Source organism: Gloeocapsa sp. DLM2.Bin57, from assembly GCA_007693955.1.
In the GTDB taxonomy this organism is placed as follows: Bacteria; Cyanobacteriota; Cyanobacteriia; order Cyanobacteriales; family Gloeocapsaceae; genus Gloeocapsa.
The window spans coordinates 37,712-52,881 of record RECR01000135.1 but is presented as its reverse complement, the minus strand read 5'-3'; the positions used below and the strand labels follow the sequence as shown (position 1 = coordinate 52,881).

Genomic DNA, 15,170 nt, shown 5'->3' with positions numbered 1-15,170 from the left:
TAATTAAAAAAGTGGGGATGGGCATCGCCTCACTCAAAAACGGTCAATCATCTCTGAAGGTGAAAGACAAGAAGCCTACAGCGTAATCTTTGATTCGTTGTAGGAGTATGTCACTTTAGGTATTAGGTTTTAGGGGGAACGGTTGAACGGTTTTATTATTCCTATATATCATACTCCCCATCTCCCCCATCTCTTCCCTTTTGCCTTTTCAAGTAACGCTATAAAAAAAAATTTTTTGAGTTTTTTCTTGACAATAGCTCGAAATACACTACAATATATTAATGTACTGTTAAATCACAGTTTATTCGAGGAAAACTTAATGCGTACCATGAATCGTACATCAACCACTGAAATGGAAGTTACCAGCATTCGTCTAGAAAGACAGCTCAAAGAGAAACTAAAAAAACTCTCTGGTAATCAAGGTTATCAAGCTTTAATCCGTGATATTCTCTGGAACTATGTTCAACAAAAATCAGGAGATTATCGCCCTAAATTCTCCAAAGCTGATATCCGTGCTCTAATCGAAGCTAAAGCAGCTAAAGACGAAAGTTGCGTTTTCACTGGTAAACTAATCGCCGAAGAATCAGAAATGTATCTAGGTTTAACTACCTACGGTGATTTAGTTCCAGTCAGCAAAGACGCTTTTAAAAATCTACCTGCAGAATAGTCTGTCTCTATTGTGACTGTTCTAATTGACTAGAGCTAAGTAAATTAACCCCGTTGTATTGTGAGACTAATTCAGAGACTTGAGGATTGTAAATACGTAAGTAATTCCAGTAATTACCAAAAACAGATTTTACGTATCCTTGAGTCTCAGGAAAAGGGATATTATTCACAAATACATCAACATCCGTCAAAGAGTACCTCTTTTTCCAGTTGTTCACGTTACCAGGACCTGCGTTATAACTGGCTACCGCAAACAGGGAATGATTTTGATATTGCTCATGGGTGTGATCAAAATACCAAGTACCCAAAATGATATTATCCTCGGGATCAACCAAAGAATAATCTGAGTCAATATCACTAATATCAGCAATCCACTGAGCTGTACTAGGCATAACTTGCATTAATCCTTTAGCCCCAACAGGAGAACGAGCATCAACCTCAAAGGTTGACTCTTGACGAATCAGGGAAATAACTAACAAAGGGTTAAGGTCTCTTTTTTCCGACCAAGTCAAGATAGTTTGATAATATGGGAAAGGAAAAAGAGCCTGCCAATAGGTGGGTGTTTGTCGTAAAGCTTGCCATTGCTCTTGTTCTCGGGGTTCTTCCCTCATTTTTAAATTCCAAATTAAGCTAATAGCTCGACGATAGTCTTGTTGTTCTAACAGTAGTAACCCTTGGGTAAATTGTTCAGCTACGCTTAAATCCTGGCGATCGCCGATTTCGGCATTAAATAAATAATAGGCGTCTAAATCTTGACCTAGTAAAAATAATTCCTGAAAAGTTGGCGACCCCGCAGGAGGTAGAGGACGTTGCGTAGGTTTAACTACTTCAGGACGATGATTCCTTACATCAGTAAAGTCTCCCACATCCCAACCCAGAAAAACAGCAGCACGCCAAGCATAATAAGATTGCCAATGATGAGTTAAAATGTACTCAAAAGCTTGATTAGCTTGTTCTTTTTCCCCTAGGTCTAAAGACCATTTACCTAACCAAAACACCGCTTCAGGAGCAACATCACCTCCAGAAGTAGTCTCTAAGATCGGTTTGAGCAATGCTATAGCTTGACGTTTATCCCCTGAGTTGGCTAGTTTTTGTGCCGTTTGCCAACGATAAGTGATAGCTGCTTCTGAATCAGCATAATTTGTCAGTAAAGTCTCTCTAGCTTCTACTGCTGATTGGGGAGATTGCAGAAAATCTAGGATAATTGATTTACGATAATAAGCTGTAGCTGCTTGAGAGGGAAATTTTTCAATTAATAAATCCAGATAAAATAAAGAAGCTTTCGCACCAGATAAAGTCGCTAGATGTTCTAAAGCTAAAGCGGTTTCTTGAGCATCAGGGAACTCTGTAACTAGTTTTTTATACCAACTAATCGCCTCTCTAGTATTGCCATTGATATGAAACCCTCTTGCTGTACGATAGATACTGCGCGGATCTCCCCCAACGTAACGATAAGCGTCTGAAGCTTTACGATATTCCCCATTTTGCCAATATCCTGCGCCAATACTTTGCCAATTTTGGCGAGTTAGATCGCCACTATGCTCTAAAATCAAACGATCTCTAATTGGGTTAGTGCGATAACTATGGTCATAAGTAGCCAATAGTAACATTAACTCCACTTGGTCTGGATTTTCTTCTAAACGTTGACGCACTATCTCATGAGTGAGAGGATGTTCAGGAAAACGCGCGATCATCTGCTCAAGATCTTGAGGATCATAATTACTTAAAGAAAATAATGCTTGAGCTGCAGCAGGAGTATCGGGATAATTTTCTATTAATTGACGCCAGGTATTTTGTGCTTGTTGAATATTATTAGTTAATTCATAAGCCCTACCCCTTTTTAGTAAAATATAGGGAGCTAAAACAGGGTAGGTTACTTCTAAACGTCTCAATAAAACTAAAGCTTGACCACCTTCGTATTGGGCGATTAAATCATTAGCTAATAAATAACGAGCGCGATTACGTTCTAAACTAGGTTGACTTTGAGCAATTATCGTTAACTCTTCTCTTCTAGTTTCGGGTGTTTCTAACACTAAAGCTAGTACTCTAGAAGATTCCTGATTAGTTGTTTCAGGTGTTCCCTTCAGAGAAAAACGGTATTCTTCAACTAGAGCTACTGCTTCTTGAGCTAATCTTTTAACTTGGGGTTGAAACCAGAAATAACCCCCAATCCCTCCTAGTAACAAAGTTGTTGCTAAGAAGAAAGAACCTTTTTTTATAGTTAATTTTTTCACTACTTTCTATTATCTTGAGGTAAAAATGAACGATCCATCGGTAAAGAAGCTACAGACTCAGTTAAGGTAAAATCACCTTTTTCGATTAAACTTTTTAAGGCTTCTGCTACTTCTAAAGAACGAGCAATACTAGCTAAGGGTGCTGTTCTAACTGTTTTCCCTTCAATGGTAATTTTACCGCTTTTTAATTGAGCATAACTAACTAACCCAAAAGTAGGACGTACTCTTCTTGGTATCGAAAAATCCATAATGGGAGTAACTATTTCTTCGTCTTGAATCCCACAACGTTTAATTACTCCTTCGTGTAAAACAGGTAAGGGTATCCCCACACCTAACATTAAAGATGGTCCATAATGTTTAAAATAACAACCTCTCACCCAGTAAGAATCCATTTCTTTAGCGTTACCAATTAAAGCTAAGGTAGCTGCAGGTCCAATGGGGGTATCATTGGGTAAACGTTTTTGCAAGGGAAAATGTTGTGTACCTTCCCAAGTAATATAACCTATTGCTCCACCTAAAAAAATCCGCGTACCAATACCGATGACTTCTAATTTAGGATCGTTAAATAAAGGGGAAATCGCCCCAGGATTAGAGTAAACAGCATTCCCTAAACGCGGTAATAATGGACCGAGATAGGTAAACAGTGGGCGATCGCCGGCATTCACACCAACGATAAAATTTTGATAGAGATTGCGAGGATTAAATAAATAAAATTGGTTAATGGTATCACGGTTAATCGAGGTTTCCAGAGACGCTCTCGGATAACAATCGGTTACTTGTCCAATTGCGCGTAAGTGTATTGTTTTTCCCGCGATTAACTCCTCAATAATATGACCTCCTCCTTTTTCTTCAGCTTCGGGAACTTCTCCACCGTAATCAGCCATACTAGTAGCACCTAAATATAAATCCACTGCGCCAAAACCCGCATAAACCGGGATTCCATCTAACCAACATTGGCGAATTTTGATGGGTGGATCTGTATGTCCAATATTGATGAATGCTCCCGATGACTCCATCGGTTCAAATGTTCCTGTACAGATAACATCTACTTGTTCATAACAGTTTTTTACTCCTATTTCTTTGACTTTTTTTTTCAGTTCCGCTACTGTCCAAACTACAGCTGAGCCTTGTTTAATTTTGGCGTTAATTGATTGAATCGTCCTGATTTGCTTCATTTTGGCTGACATTGTTCTGACTTGTCCTCCAGATTAACAATAAAACCATGATTACTGGAGGTAAAAAAACCCCAATCAAAGCGTTAGTTGGACTAAAGGCTATGGGTAATTCGACAGCAACATATTTAATTAAGATTGCTATAACCAAGGCGATCGCGAATACTTTACTAGTTAAAATTATTGCTGCTCTCACGGGATTATTTGAGTTTTTGTTTAATGATTTGGACAATTTGATTAAATTGTTTCTTCATCTGGGTCATTTCTTGCTGCATTTTGGCTATAGTGGCTTTAAGTTGTTTGATTTCTGCTGCCATCGCTTCAGGATCACTAGACACAGCAGTTGTTGGGGGAGTAACTGCTTTTGGAGCTACAGGTTTAGCAACGGCGAATTTCTTCGCTTTCTGCATCGCGTCTTTAATTCCTTCTATGAGTTGTTTTTGATCAAAGGGTTTCTCTACAAAAGCGAAATCTAGAAAAGGCTCTTTGATTTTATCTGTTACCTCTTCTTTACGACCAGACATCAATACTAGGGGTATAGCTTTGAGTTCTTGTTGCTTCTGAATTTGTAGATATACATCCCAACCGCTCATTTTTGGTAAAAAGAAATCCAGCATAATTAAGTTAGGTTCTGCACTTTGGATCAAATCCCACCCCTGTTGTCCATCTTGTGCTTCTATGATTTCAAATTGCCCTTCTGGTAACATATCCTTGACGCACCGTCTAATTACCCTACTATCATCAATAACCAGAATTTTACGACTAGCCACCAATTTTACTCCTTAATAACTATTTATTTAATTAATTTTTTTAGTGATTTGAGATTTATTTTAGCCTATTTGACTTCTCAGAGAACTTAAAACTATCTAGATAACGCTGATAATTATTAGATAATAGATAAAAACTGTCATTTTCCTCGTATTTATGTCTAACCCTAGTAATAACCTCAAACAAGAGTGGAGTTCAGAAATTCGCAATTTACCTTCTTGGTTACGTCCTAGTATCGGTAAAGCCAGTGACATTTCTACGGTACAACGAATTATTAAACAACGTCAAATTTATACTATTTGTGAAGAAGGGCGTTGTCCTAACCGTAGTGAATGCTATGCTCAAAAAACCGCCACATTTTTATTAATGGGACAAACTTGTACTCGTGCTTGTGCTTTTTGTCAAGTAGAAAAAGGTCAAGCACCCATGATCCTAGACCCCGAAGAACCCCAAAAAGTCGCTGAAGCAGTACAATTATTAGGCTTACGTTACGTTGTTCTTACTTCTGTAGCTAGAGATGATTTAGCCGACGGTGGCGCTAGTTGGTTTGTCAAGGTAATGGACAAAATTCGTGAACTCAATCCTGGTACGCAAATTGAGGTACTCACTCCTGATTTTTGGAGTGGTCATGATGCAGCTGTTAAACAACAACAGAGGGTTAAACTATTGGTAGAAGCTGAGCCTGTTTGTTATAACCATAATATTGAAACCGTGGAACGTCTCCAAGGACCGGTAAGAAGGGGTGCTAAATACGATCGCTCTTTAGGAGTTCTCAGTTTAGTCAAAGAATTTAACCCTAACCTTCCTACCAAGTCTGGTTTAATGTTAGGACATGGTGAAACCGAAGAGGAAATCAAACAAACTCTTGCTGATTTAAGAGCTGTCGGGTGCGATCGCCTTACCCTAGGTCAGTATTTACGTCCTTCCCTAGAACATCTTCCCGTCCAAAAATATTGGACTCCTGCTGAATTTGAGCAACTCGGTGATTGGGCGCGCTCCCTTGGTTTTACTCAGGTGCGTTCTGGTCCTTTGGTTAGGAGTTCCTACCACGCCGGAGAATTAGAAGCCTAATTTTGCTAACACTGGTTTAGTTGAGACCACATGACGATCTAACCCCAATTTTTCTGGCGCTATACCTAAAGCTAGAGATACTAGTTGAGACATATGTAGAACAGGTAGATTAAGAGTTTGACCCGTAACTTTAGCTACCTCTGGTTGACGTGAATCTAGATTCAGATGACAAAGAGGACAAGGGGTTACTAAACAATCTGCTCCTGCTGCTCTCGCCTCAGCTAGATGTTTTCCTGCCATTTGTAGAGCTTGGGTAGTGGCATAACTAGAGATGGGCCAACCACAACATTGAGTTCTACCTTGATAATAAATTGGATTAGCTCCTACAGTCCGAAAAACATTTTCTAACGATTCAGGAGCAACCGGGTTATCATAGGGTATATGGTCTTGACCTCTGAGTAGATAACAACCATAAAAAGCCGCGCAGTTTAGCCCAGCTAATTTGCGCTTTACTTTAGCTGCTAATGCTTCTAAACCATAATCTCCTACCAAAACCCAGAGTAAATGTTTAACCTCTGTTGTTCCTTGGTAGGGATTACATTTTTGTTGAGTCAGAAAATTGTTAACTTGATTGAGGTAATCAGGGTTATTTTGTTGAGCTGATTTGAGTCTTTCATCTACGTGACCAATCACCCCTTGACAAGTGCTACAATGAGTTAGCATAGGTAAATTTAGAGCTTCAGCTAAAGCCAGATTGCGAGCGTTAACCGTATCTTCCAACAATTGTGAATCTTCTTTATAAGTACCAGAACCACAACAAGCAGCCTGTTTAAGTTCGAGTAACTCGATTCCTAGTGCACTAGCCAGAGCATTGGTAGATAAATACAGTTCACGACAAGCACCCTGAGCGACACAGCCTGGGAAATAAGCGTATTTGAGCATAGATTTATTGTAGTTAAAACAAAGATTGCTTTTTTGATCCCTTTTTCAGATATGATATAAAAATGTCTATCTTTAAGGATATCATCTAGGAAAAAGAAAAACAATGAATGAAGAAATCTTTGCTAGAGTAAAAAAAGTAGTAGTAGAGAAACTAGAAGTAGAAGAAGAGCAAGTCAAACTAGAAGCTGACTTCGCTAACGATTTAGGCGCAGATTCTCTAGACTTAGTAGAGTTAATTATGGCTCTAGAAGAAGAATTTAACATAGAAGTAAGTGACGAAGTAGCCGAGCAACTAGATACAGTAGCAAAAGTAGTAGAGCATATATCTAAAGAAAAAGAACCAGTGTCATAACTGTTTCACTCCCCCATTAACCCATCTAAGCTACCTGACGCAAAAAGTGCCTTTGAAATAAATAAAAGAAATGACCAATTTACAACTGAAACGAGTTGTGGTAACGGGATTAGGGGTGATAAGCCCCCTCGGAAACAATCTGGAAACATACTGGGAAGGTTTACTCAGTGGAAAGAGTGGAATTGGACCGATTACTCTATTTGACGCCTCCAATCAAGCCTGTAAAATTGCAGGAGAAGTCAAGGGATTTGACGCCAATGAATATATCAACCGCAAAGAAGCTAAAAGAATGGATCGCTTTGCTCAATTTGCTGTAGTAGCAAGTAAAGAAGCCATAGCAGATTCAGGATTAGTTATTAACGATCTCAACTCAGAAGCAATAGGCGTAGCCATCGGCACAGGAATAGGCGGATTGCAAGTCCTAGAAACACAACATGAAGTGTGTCTAACTAAAGGACCCTCTCGTTGCAGCCCCTTTATGGTACCGATGATGATCGCTAATATGGCAGCAGCACAGGTGGCAATTCAATTAGGGGTAACAGGACCAAATCTCTGCCCAGTAACAGCTTGTGCAGCCGGGACTCATGGCATTGGGGAAGCCTTGCGCATGATTCAAAGAGGCTACGTCAAAGCTATGATTTGTGGGGGAGCAGAAGCAGCCATAACACCTCTGTCATTAGCAGGGTTTAGCGCAGCCAAAGCTCTATGTTTTAGCCACAATGAGCAACCAACTCAAGGGAGCAGACCATTTGATAAGGATCGCGATGGCTTCGTAATGGGGGAAGGAAGCGGAATCTTAATTCTCGAAGAGTTAGAACACGCTCTAGCTAGAAATGCCAAAATCTACGCCGAAGTAATCGGCTATGGGTTAAGTTGTGACGCTTATCATCTGACAGCTCCAGCTCCAGAAGGACGCGGAGCAACACGTTCAATGGAACTAGCCATCTTAGACGCTCTAATCAAACCAGAGCAAGTAGATTATATCAATGCTCACGGCACAAGCACCCCCGCTAACGATATCAATGAAACTAAAGCAATCAAAAAAACTTTTGGAGAACACGCTTATAAATTAGCGATAAGCTCCACAAAGTCCATGACAGGACATTTGCTAGGAGGATCAGGAGGTATCGAAGCAATTGCCACAGTGATGTCAATATATCAAGATAAAATTCACGCCACGATCAATCTAGATAATGCCGATCCCGAATGTGATCTAGACTATGTACCTCTAGAGAGTCGTGAGCAAAAAGTAGAGATAGCGCTATCTAATTCCTTCGGTTTTGGAGGAAATAACGCCACGCTAATCTTTAAAAAATATTAATCAGAATAATGAGATGATTATTGTAGAGTCAAATTAAAGCAAATCAAGATTATGGTTGTTCAAGCTCAGTCACTTTCAGAACTTTGTATCAATTCTATCCGTTTTCTGGCGATAGACGCCGTAGAAAAAGCTAACTCAGGTCACCCAGGTTTACCCATGGGAGCAGCCCCGATGGCTTTTGTCCTTTGGGATCGCTTCTTACGCTATAACCCCAAAAACCCTGATTGGTTAAACCGCGATCGCTTCGTCTTGTCAGCAGGTCACGGTTGTATGTTACACTATGCGTTATTATATTTAACAGGATACGATAGCGTTGGTCTAGAAGATATTAAACAATTTCGTCAGTGGAACTCCAAAACCCCAGGACACCCCGAAAATCACATAACCAAAGGGATAGAAGTAACCACAGGACCACTAGGACAAGGTATCGCTAACGCAGTGGGATTGGCGATCGCCCAAGCCCACTTAGCCGCAACCTTTAATAAACCAGACTTTCCCCTAATCGACCATTACACCTACGTCATCCTAGGAGATGGATGTAATATGGAAGGTATATCTGGTGAAGCTTGTTCTTTGGCAGGACACCTAGGCTTAGGTAAGTTAATCGCCCTTTACGACGACAACCATATCTCCATCGACGGCTCTACCGATATCTCCTTTACCGAAGACGTGGCTAAACGTTACGAAGCCTATGGCTGGCACGTACAACACGTAGAAGACGGTAACACAGACTTAGAAGCAATGGCAAAAGCGATCGCCGCGGCTAAAGCAGTCACCGATAAACCCTCTTTGATCAAAATTACCACCACCATTGGTTATGGCTCACCCAACAAAGCCAATAGCCACGATGTTCACGGCTCACCCCTAGGTAAAACCGAAATTCAAGCCACCCGTGAAAGTTTAGGTTGGCAATATCCCGAATTTGAAGTACCCGCAGACGCACTAGACCACTTCCGTAAAGCCGTAGCTAAAGGTGCTCAACTAGAAAGCGAGTGGAACGAACTATTCAACGCCTATAAAACCAAATATCCCGAAGAAGCAGCCCTACTCGAAAGACTCAGAAGCGGTAAACTTCCCGAAGGATGGGCAGATGCACTTCCCACCTATACCCCTGAAAGCAAAAAAGACGCTACCCGTAACCAATCGGGAGCTACCCTCAACGCTATAGCAGGAGTTTTACCAGAATTAATCGGTGGTTCAGCGGATTTAGCCCCCTCCAACAAAACCCTACTCAAGGGTTATGGCGACTTTCAAAAAGGTCAATACCAAAATCGTAACCTGCGCTTTGGGGTAAGAGAACACGCCATGGGAGCTATCTGTAACGGTATCGCTCTACATAACTCTGGTTTGATTCCCTACGGCGCTACCTTCCTCGTCTTTACCGACTATATGCGCAACGCCATTCGCGTGTCAGCTTTATCAGAAGCAGGGGTTATCTGGGTTATGACTCATGATTCCATCGCCCTAGGAGAAGACGGACCTACTCATCAACCCGTTGAGCATATCGCTTCTTTACGCCTTATTCCTAACTTGGTTGTCATTCGTCCCGCCGATGGTAATGAAACCTCTGGAGCTTATAAAGTAGCCGTAGAAAACCGTCATGGACCTACTCTATTGGCTTTTTCTCGTCAAAACTTACCCAATCTAGCAGGATCTTCCATCGAAAATACAGCCCTTGGTGCTTATATTCTCGAAGACTGTGAAGGAACACCCGAACTAATTCTCATTGGTACAGGTGGTGAAACCTATCTCTGTGTAGAAGCAGCAGCTATCTTAGCCCAAGAAGGGGTTAAAGTCAGAGTAGTTTCGATGCCTAGTTGGGAACTATTTGAGCAGCAGGATGCAGCTTATAAAGAATCTGTTTTACCCAAAGCAGTTAGTAAAAAACTATCTGTAGAAGCGGGTTCAACTATGGGTTGGTCTCGTTACGTCGGTAGCGAAGGCGCTAGTATTGGTATCGATACTTTCGGAGCATCCGCCCCTGGAGAAGTAGTTTTAGAAAAATTCGGCTTCACCGTAGATAATATCGTTAAACAAGCTAAAGCTTTATTAGCCTAGTCACAAATCCCCACTCTCTTGAGTGGGGCTGTTTTTTAGCGATAGTCAGGACTCTGAATATCCCTTAACCTCGCTTCAGGACGTTTAAAACGGTCTAATTGACTCTCATAAAACTGACGGTTGATTAAAAGGTGTTCAGGATTAGGATCATCGAGAGGATAATGTAAAGCGGTGCGCAAAGCTTGAATAACCGCAGAAGTAACGTTATACATAGAACGTTGAAAAGAGATACCCAATTGAATCAACATATCATCTTCACCGCGACAATGTTGACGATAATATTCTTTGAGATATTCGGGTAAAAAGTGAGACATATCATCCATTAATAGGGTAGGTGGAATACCCGCAGTACCTACAGGGAAAACATCAGCGTAGAGAATACCGTAATGGAAGTCTTTTTGTTCATCGGGTACTTGTTGAGCTTGAGCATTGTATGATTTAGTACCACGGAAAGGAGAGGTACGGTAAAAAACCGCTTCCACGTAGGGTAAAGCTGCTTCATGTAGCCAAGTAAAACCTTCAGATTCAGGGACAATCTCATAACATTCCCCCCGAATATAAACATTATGATAAATGGGGCGTCCTGCAGCAGCGAAAATACCGTTAACTAGAAACTCCATCGCTTCTTTGACGGTAGTCATCTTACCCTCATCATAGAGATCCGACATCTCAAAGAATACAGGAGCCATGACTTCCCAGAATAACCCTAGATTAGCGTAATAAGATAATTGGCGTACCTGTTCAATAAACATCTCGGGGAAGAGACGATATAAACCCAACATCACGGGGTTACCGCGAAAATAAGCTTTAATCGCTTTGTCAGCGTTAGCTTTATATTCATCGCTATCTAGATAGGCGTCAAACTTACCCAAACCCATATCACGACCATGCCAAAACATAGCGCGCATACAAGCTTCAGCGAATTCCATATTAATGCGATCGTGTAATAAGTGATGGAAGATTTTTGGTCCAGGGATAGTTTCACCCTTTGCCATAAAAGCCAGTAATTCTGGATGGGCTTCCGCTTCACCGCGCCAAACCCTTAACACTGCATCATCTCCTGCGTAATGGTTATGACGTTGTAGATAACTATCAGGGAGGAAATATTTAAAAAAGGGTAACGGGTTAAGAAAGACTTGTTCAGCGATATAGAGTAAATCCCGCCAATAAAAGTCCATAGGTACAGCGTAAGCTTTATAGATACCGATAATCTGCATCAGATTTTCTGGTGTATCGGGTAACATCGATCCTCCCCCTTCGAGACGGTGGATAATGTCGGCGAATTCGTGGGTAGAAGGGGGTAGAGTAGTGAGAGTTTGTACCATATTTATTACCTCTGGGCGTATGTTTGCACTAGTTGAGTCGCAGCTGCGATCGCATTGGTAGTAGTTTCTGTTGGGCGAACTAACCAGTTAGGTTGGATTCCCAAGACAAAAATCATTGCTGCGAGAATCAAAGCGGGTATTTTTTCAGACCACTGTACTCGGGGATAGTACGCTAAGCGGTTATCAAGTTTCCCAAAACAAGTACGATTGAGAAGGATAACAAAATAAACAGCGGTTAAACCTGAAGCGATAATACAGAGTAGGGTAGGAATGGGGAAAGTAGTAAAACTGCCTTGGAAAATTAAAAATTCTGCCACAAATCCTACTAAACCAGGAATACCCGCACTCGCCATCCCTGCTAGGATTAGTAAAGCACTAGTTAGGGGTAAACCACGGATAGGATTCATTAAACCATTGAGTACGTCTAAATCTCTTGTTCCTGCTTTACGTTCCACGATACCTACTAGGTGGAATAACAGGGCTAAAATCAAGCCGTGGCTTAGCATTTGGGCTACTGCGCCAAGTAAGCTTAATTCTGTCCAAGCGGCGATCGCTACTAGTATATAACCCATGTGACCAATGGAGCTATAAGCTACCATGCGCTTAATGTCTTTTTGGGCGATGGCGCTTAGTGCACCATAGACTACGGTAATTGTCCCCACAATCGCTAATCCTGGGGCTATTAATCGCCAAGTTTCAGGGAATAACTGTAAACCAAAGCGAATTAAGCCATAAGTACCTAATTTCGCTAGTATTCCTCCTAACAGAATCGTTACCGCGGGAGATGCTTCAGTATAGGCGTCTGGTAACCAGGTATGCAGGGGAACTAGGGGTATTTTAATACCGAAACCTACTACTAAAAGTGTGAGGAGAATTAGTTGGGTTTTTGAGGATAATTCTAGGGTAGAGATAGATTGATAGTCAAAATTTCCTGATCCACTTAACCAAGCTATTCCTAAGAAAGCAGCTAATACTAGTAAACCTGAAATAGCTGTATATAAAAGAAACTTGATTCCAGCGTAAGCGCGATTAGGTCCACCCCAGATAGAAATGAGTAAGTAAAAGGGTATTAGCTCAATTTCGTAAAAAATGACGAACAATAACAGATTTTGCGCCATTAATGCTCCTGCGATACCCCCATTACTTAGCAGTATTAGAGAATAGTATAAACGGGGACGCTCTACTTTTTCACCAATACTGTAGATAGCTACTAGGGTTAAAATCCCATTGAGAATTAACAAAGGTAGGGATATACCATCTACCGCTAGACTATAGTTTAAACCAATGGGTTCAATCCAGGGGAGATACTCACTAAATTGCCCTTGGGTATCATAGTAGTTGAATTGCCAGAGTAAAATTAAACTCACCGCAATAGTTAGACAAGTAAAGACAGTGGTAATTTGTCTTAAGCGTACAGCATTCAAAGCAACAGGGAGAAATCCCACCAATAAAGCAGCGATAACGGGTAACCAAAGTAAGATACTCAGCATGATTTTACAGTAGGATTAAAAAACAAAAAATAGCTACCCCAATCAGAATTGATAGGGCGTAAAATTGAGTTTGTCCTGAAACGTTGTATTTCAAGCTTTGACCACTAAATACCGTGACTAAACCAACTAAATTAACTATTCCATCGATAATAAAGCGGTCAAACCAGGAGATTAATTGAGATACTAGGTTAACTGCGCCGACGATGGTTAATTTATAGAGTTTAGCGGTGTAAAAATCGTAAGCGAAAAAGTCTTGTATTCCTTGTGGTTGTAAAACAATCGGTTTGGTGATCTTGTCGTTGAGATAGATATATATCGCTAATCCTCCACCTAATAAGGTTGATAGCAACAACATCCCGATTAATCCTTCGTTAAAACTTCCCGAGTTGGGTAATAATCCTGCTACTCCTAATAACAAGGGTAGATGCAATACCATTCCCGTTAAAAAAGTCATGGGTAAAACTAACGCCCATAAACCTTCTGGCGATCGCACCGTCATAGCTTTCGGTTCACCTCCAAAAATAGCGCAAAATTCCCGCATCACGCTAAAAGCGGTTAAACCATTCACCAGAATTACTACTAGGGCTACTGCTGGGTGTTCTTTCCATAATCCTTGCACAAATTCACTTAATACCCAAAAACCCCCTAAAGGTGGAAAAGCTACTAAAGCTGTTGCCCCCACTAGATAGGCTACACCTGAAATCGGACGACGACTCCATAAACCGCCATATTGTCTCAAGTCTTGGCTAATATTGTTTAAGACAATACCACCGATACTCATGACTAACAACGCCATGGCTAACCCATAGACTAATAATAGCTTCAGGGCGATCGTCTCTTGTTGAGTTGCTACCGCGATAAAGACTAAACCCATATACCCACTCACCGAATAAGAGAGAGATCTTTTGATATCGATTTGGGCGATCGCTATTAAAGAAGCTCCTACCGCTGTAGCTGCACCGATTACCAACATTACCTCTGAGGTTATCCCCGATAAGGCTAATACTGGTTGTAACTTAATTAATACCCAAGCTCCTGTAGATACAACCACTGTACTACGTAAAATAGTAGCTGGCATTGGTCCTTCCATCGCTTCATCTAACCATAAATGCAGAGGAAATTGAGCGCATTTAGCCAAAGGTCCTGCAATTAAAGCTAAACAGAGAAGAGTAGCGGTTTGAGAGCTAATTTGGGCGGTTTGGGCCCATTTGGCTAGTTCGGTATAATTCCAAGTTCCCGCTAAAGGTAATAAAGCCACTACCCCCATTAACAGGATTAAATCACCTACCCGTTTAGTTAAAAAAGCATCTCGCGCACCAGTTACCACTAAAGATTGATTGAACCAAAAACCAATCAATAAATAAGTACCCAGAGTCAGTATTTCTAGCACTACATAACTAAAAAACAAGGAATTACACAAAACTAGGGTACACATCCCCGCTTCAAATAGATTTAACAGAGAGAAAAACCTCGGCCATCCCCAATCCATCTCCATATAACCTACAGCGTAGATTTGGGCTAACAGATTTAAGCCTGTAATCAGAATTAGGGCGATAATATTGACTTGGGAAAATTCTAGATCTAAAGAAATGTTTAAATTAGCCGTCTCTAACCAGTTAAATGAACTATACTGAGTACTAGACTGGAGAGCTATTGGCAAAGCGAGCAAACTATGTAAAAAAGCGATCGTAGTTAGCAAAATATTAATATACCCACTAGCTCTAGGTCCAAGATTACGCATCAAACCAGGTGACCAAGGTATAACTAAAATCGTCCCTAATAAAGAGTAACAGGGAACTAACCAGACAGTCTGGTAAAGACTATTGAGCAT

The 15,170-nt window shown here is 40.9% G+C and carries 13 protein-coding genes; 5 read left to right on the top strand and 8 right to left on the bottom strand.

The annotated features are described in order from the left end of the window. The first annotated feature begins 319 nt into the window (after positions 1-319). Positions 320-667 (top strand): hypothetical protein, encoded by a 348-nt coding sequence (locus EA365_16775; protein ID TVQ41859.1) that lies wholly within the window; start codon positions 320-322, stop codon positions 665-667. Positions 668-674: 7 nt separating this feature from the next. Here the strand turns inward: EA365_16775 and EA365_16770 are convergent, their stop codons facing one another. Genes EA365_16770 through EA365_16755 form a run of 4 tightly spaced genes read right to left on the bottom strand, consistent with a single transcriptional unit; the run spans position 675 to position 4,842 of the window. Beyond that, positions 675-2,900 (bottom strand): tail length tape measure protein, encoded by a 2,226-nt coding sequence (locus tag EA365_16770; protein TVQ41858.1) that lies wholly within the window; start codon positions 2,898-2,900, stop codon positions 675-677. Beyond that, positions 2,900-4,066 carry a hypothetical protein gene (locus EA365_16765; protein TVQ41861.1) on the bottom strand — a complete coding sequence of 389 codons (1,167 nt, stop codon included), beginning with the start codon at positions 4,064-4,066 and terminating at the stop codon, positions 2,900-2,902. The genes EA365_16770 and EA365_16765 overlap by 1 nt, the downstream gene beginning before the upstream one ends. After that, positions 4,044-4,268, bottom strand: coding sequence for a hypothetical protein (locus EA365_16760; GenBank protein TVQ41857.1), 225 nt, complete (start codon positions 4,266-4,268; stop codon positions 4,044-4,046). Before EA365_16760 ends, EA365_16765 begins: the two co-directional genes overlap by 23 nt. 4 nt (positions 4,269-4,272) lie before the next feature. After that, positions 4,273-4,842, bottom strand: coding sequence for a response regulator (locus EA365_16755; protein ID TVQ41856.1), 570 nt, complete (start codon positions 4,840-4,842; stop codon positions 4,273-4,275). 154 nt (positions 4,843-4,996) lie between these two features. On the opposite strand from EA365_16755, the gene lipA reads away from it, so the two are divergent. Next, a complete protein-coding gene (lipA, locus tag EA365_16750) occupies positions 4,997-5,911 on the top strand; it encodes a lipoyl synthase (protein ID TVQ41855.1) in 915 nt (304 codons plus the stop codon). On the opposite strand, the gene EA365_16745 is transcribed toward lipA, so the two are convergent. Next, a complete protein-coding gene (locus EA365_16745) occupies positions 5,900-6,793 on the bottom strand; it encodes a heterodisulfide reductase (protein TVQ41854.1) in 894 nt (297 codons plus the stop codon). The genes lipA and EA365_16745 overlap by 12 nt on opposite strands. A 103-nt stretch (positions 6,794-6,896) precedes the next feature. On the opposite strand from EA365_16745, the gene acpP reads away from it, so the two are divergent. From acpP to tkt, 3 genes are all read left to right on the top strand, one after another. Beyond that, complete coding sequence (acpP, locus tag EA365_16740) at positions 6,897-7,145, top strand: acyl carrier protein (GenBank protein ID TVQ41853.1); 249 nt, start codon at positions 6,897-6,899, stop codon at positions 7,143-7,145. A 70-nt stretch (positions 7,146-7,215) separates the two neighbouring features. Continuing rightward, positions 7,216-8,466: a beta-ketoacyl-[acyl-carrier-protein] synthase II gene (gene fabF, locus EA365_16735; GenBank protein TVQ41852.1), complete on the top strand. Its 1,251-nt coding sequence runs from the start codon at positions 7,216-7,218 to the stop codon at positions 8,464-8,466. 51 nt (positions 8,467-8,517) lie between these two features. Further along, positions 8,518-10,524, top strand: a complete 2,007-nt coding sequence (gene tkt / locus EA365_16730; GenBank protein TVQ41851.1) for a transketolase — start codon at positions 8,518-8,520, stop codon at positions 10,522-10,524. A gap of 35 nt (positions 10,525-10,559) precedes the next feature. Here tkt and EA365_16725 read toward each other — a convergent pair whose 3' ends face one another. From EA365_16725 to EA365_16715, 3 genes are read right to left on the bottom strand one after another with little or no spacing between them, the layout of a single operon-like run. Next, complete coding sequence (locus tag EA365_16725; GenBank protein ID TVQ41850.1) at positions 10,560-11,849, bottom strand: CO2 hydration protein; 1,290 nt, start codon at positions 11,847-11,849, stop codon at positions 10,560-10,562. Between the two features lie 5 nt (positions 11,850-11,854). After that, positions 11,855-13,339: an NADH-quinone oxidoreductase subunit M gene (locus EA365_16720; GenBank protein TVQ41849.1), complete on the bottom strand. Its 1,485-nt coding sequence runs from the start codon at positions 13,337-13,339 to the stop codon at positions 11,855-11,857. 4 nt (positions 13,340-13,343) lie between these two features. Continuing rightward, a complete protein-coding gene (locus EA365_16715; protein TVQ41848.1) occupies positions 13,344-15,170 on the bottom strand; it encodes an NAD(P)H-quinone oxidoreductase subunit F in 1,827 nt (608 codons plus the stop codon).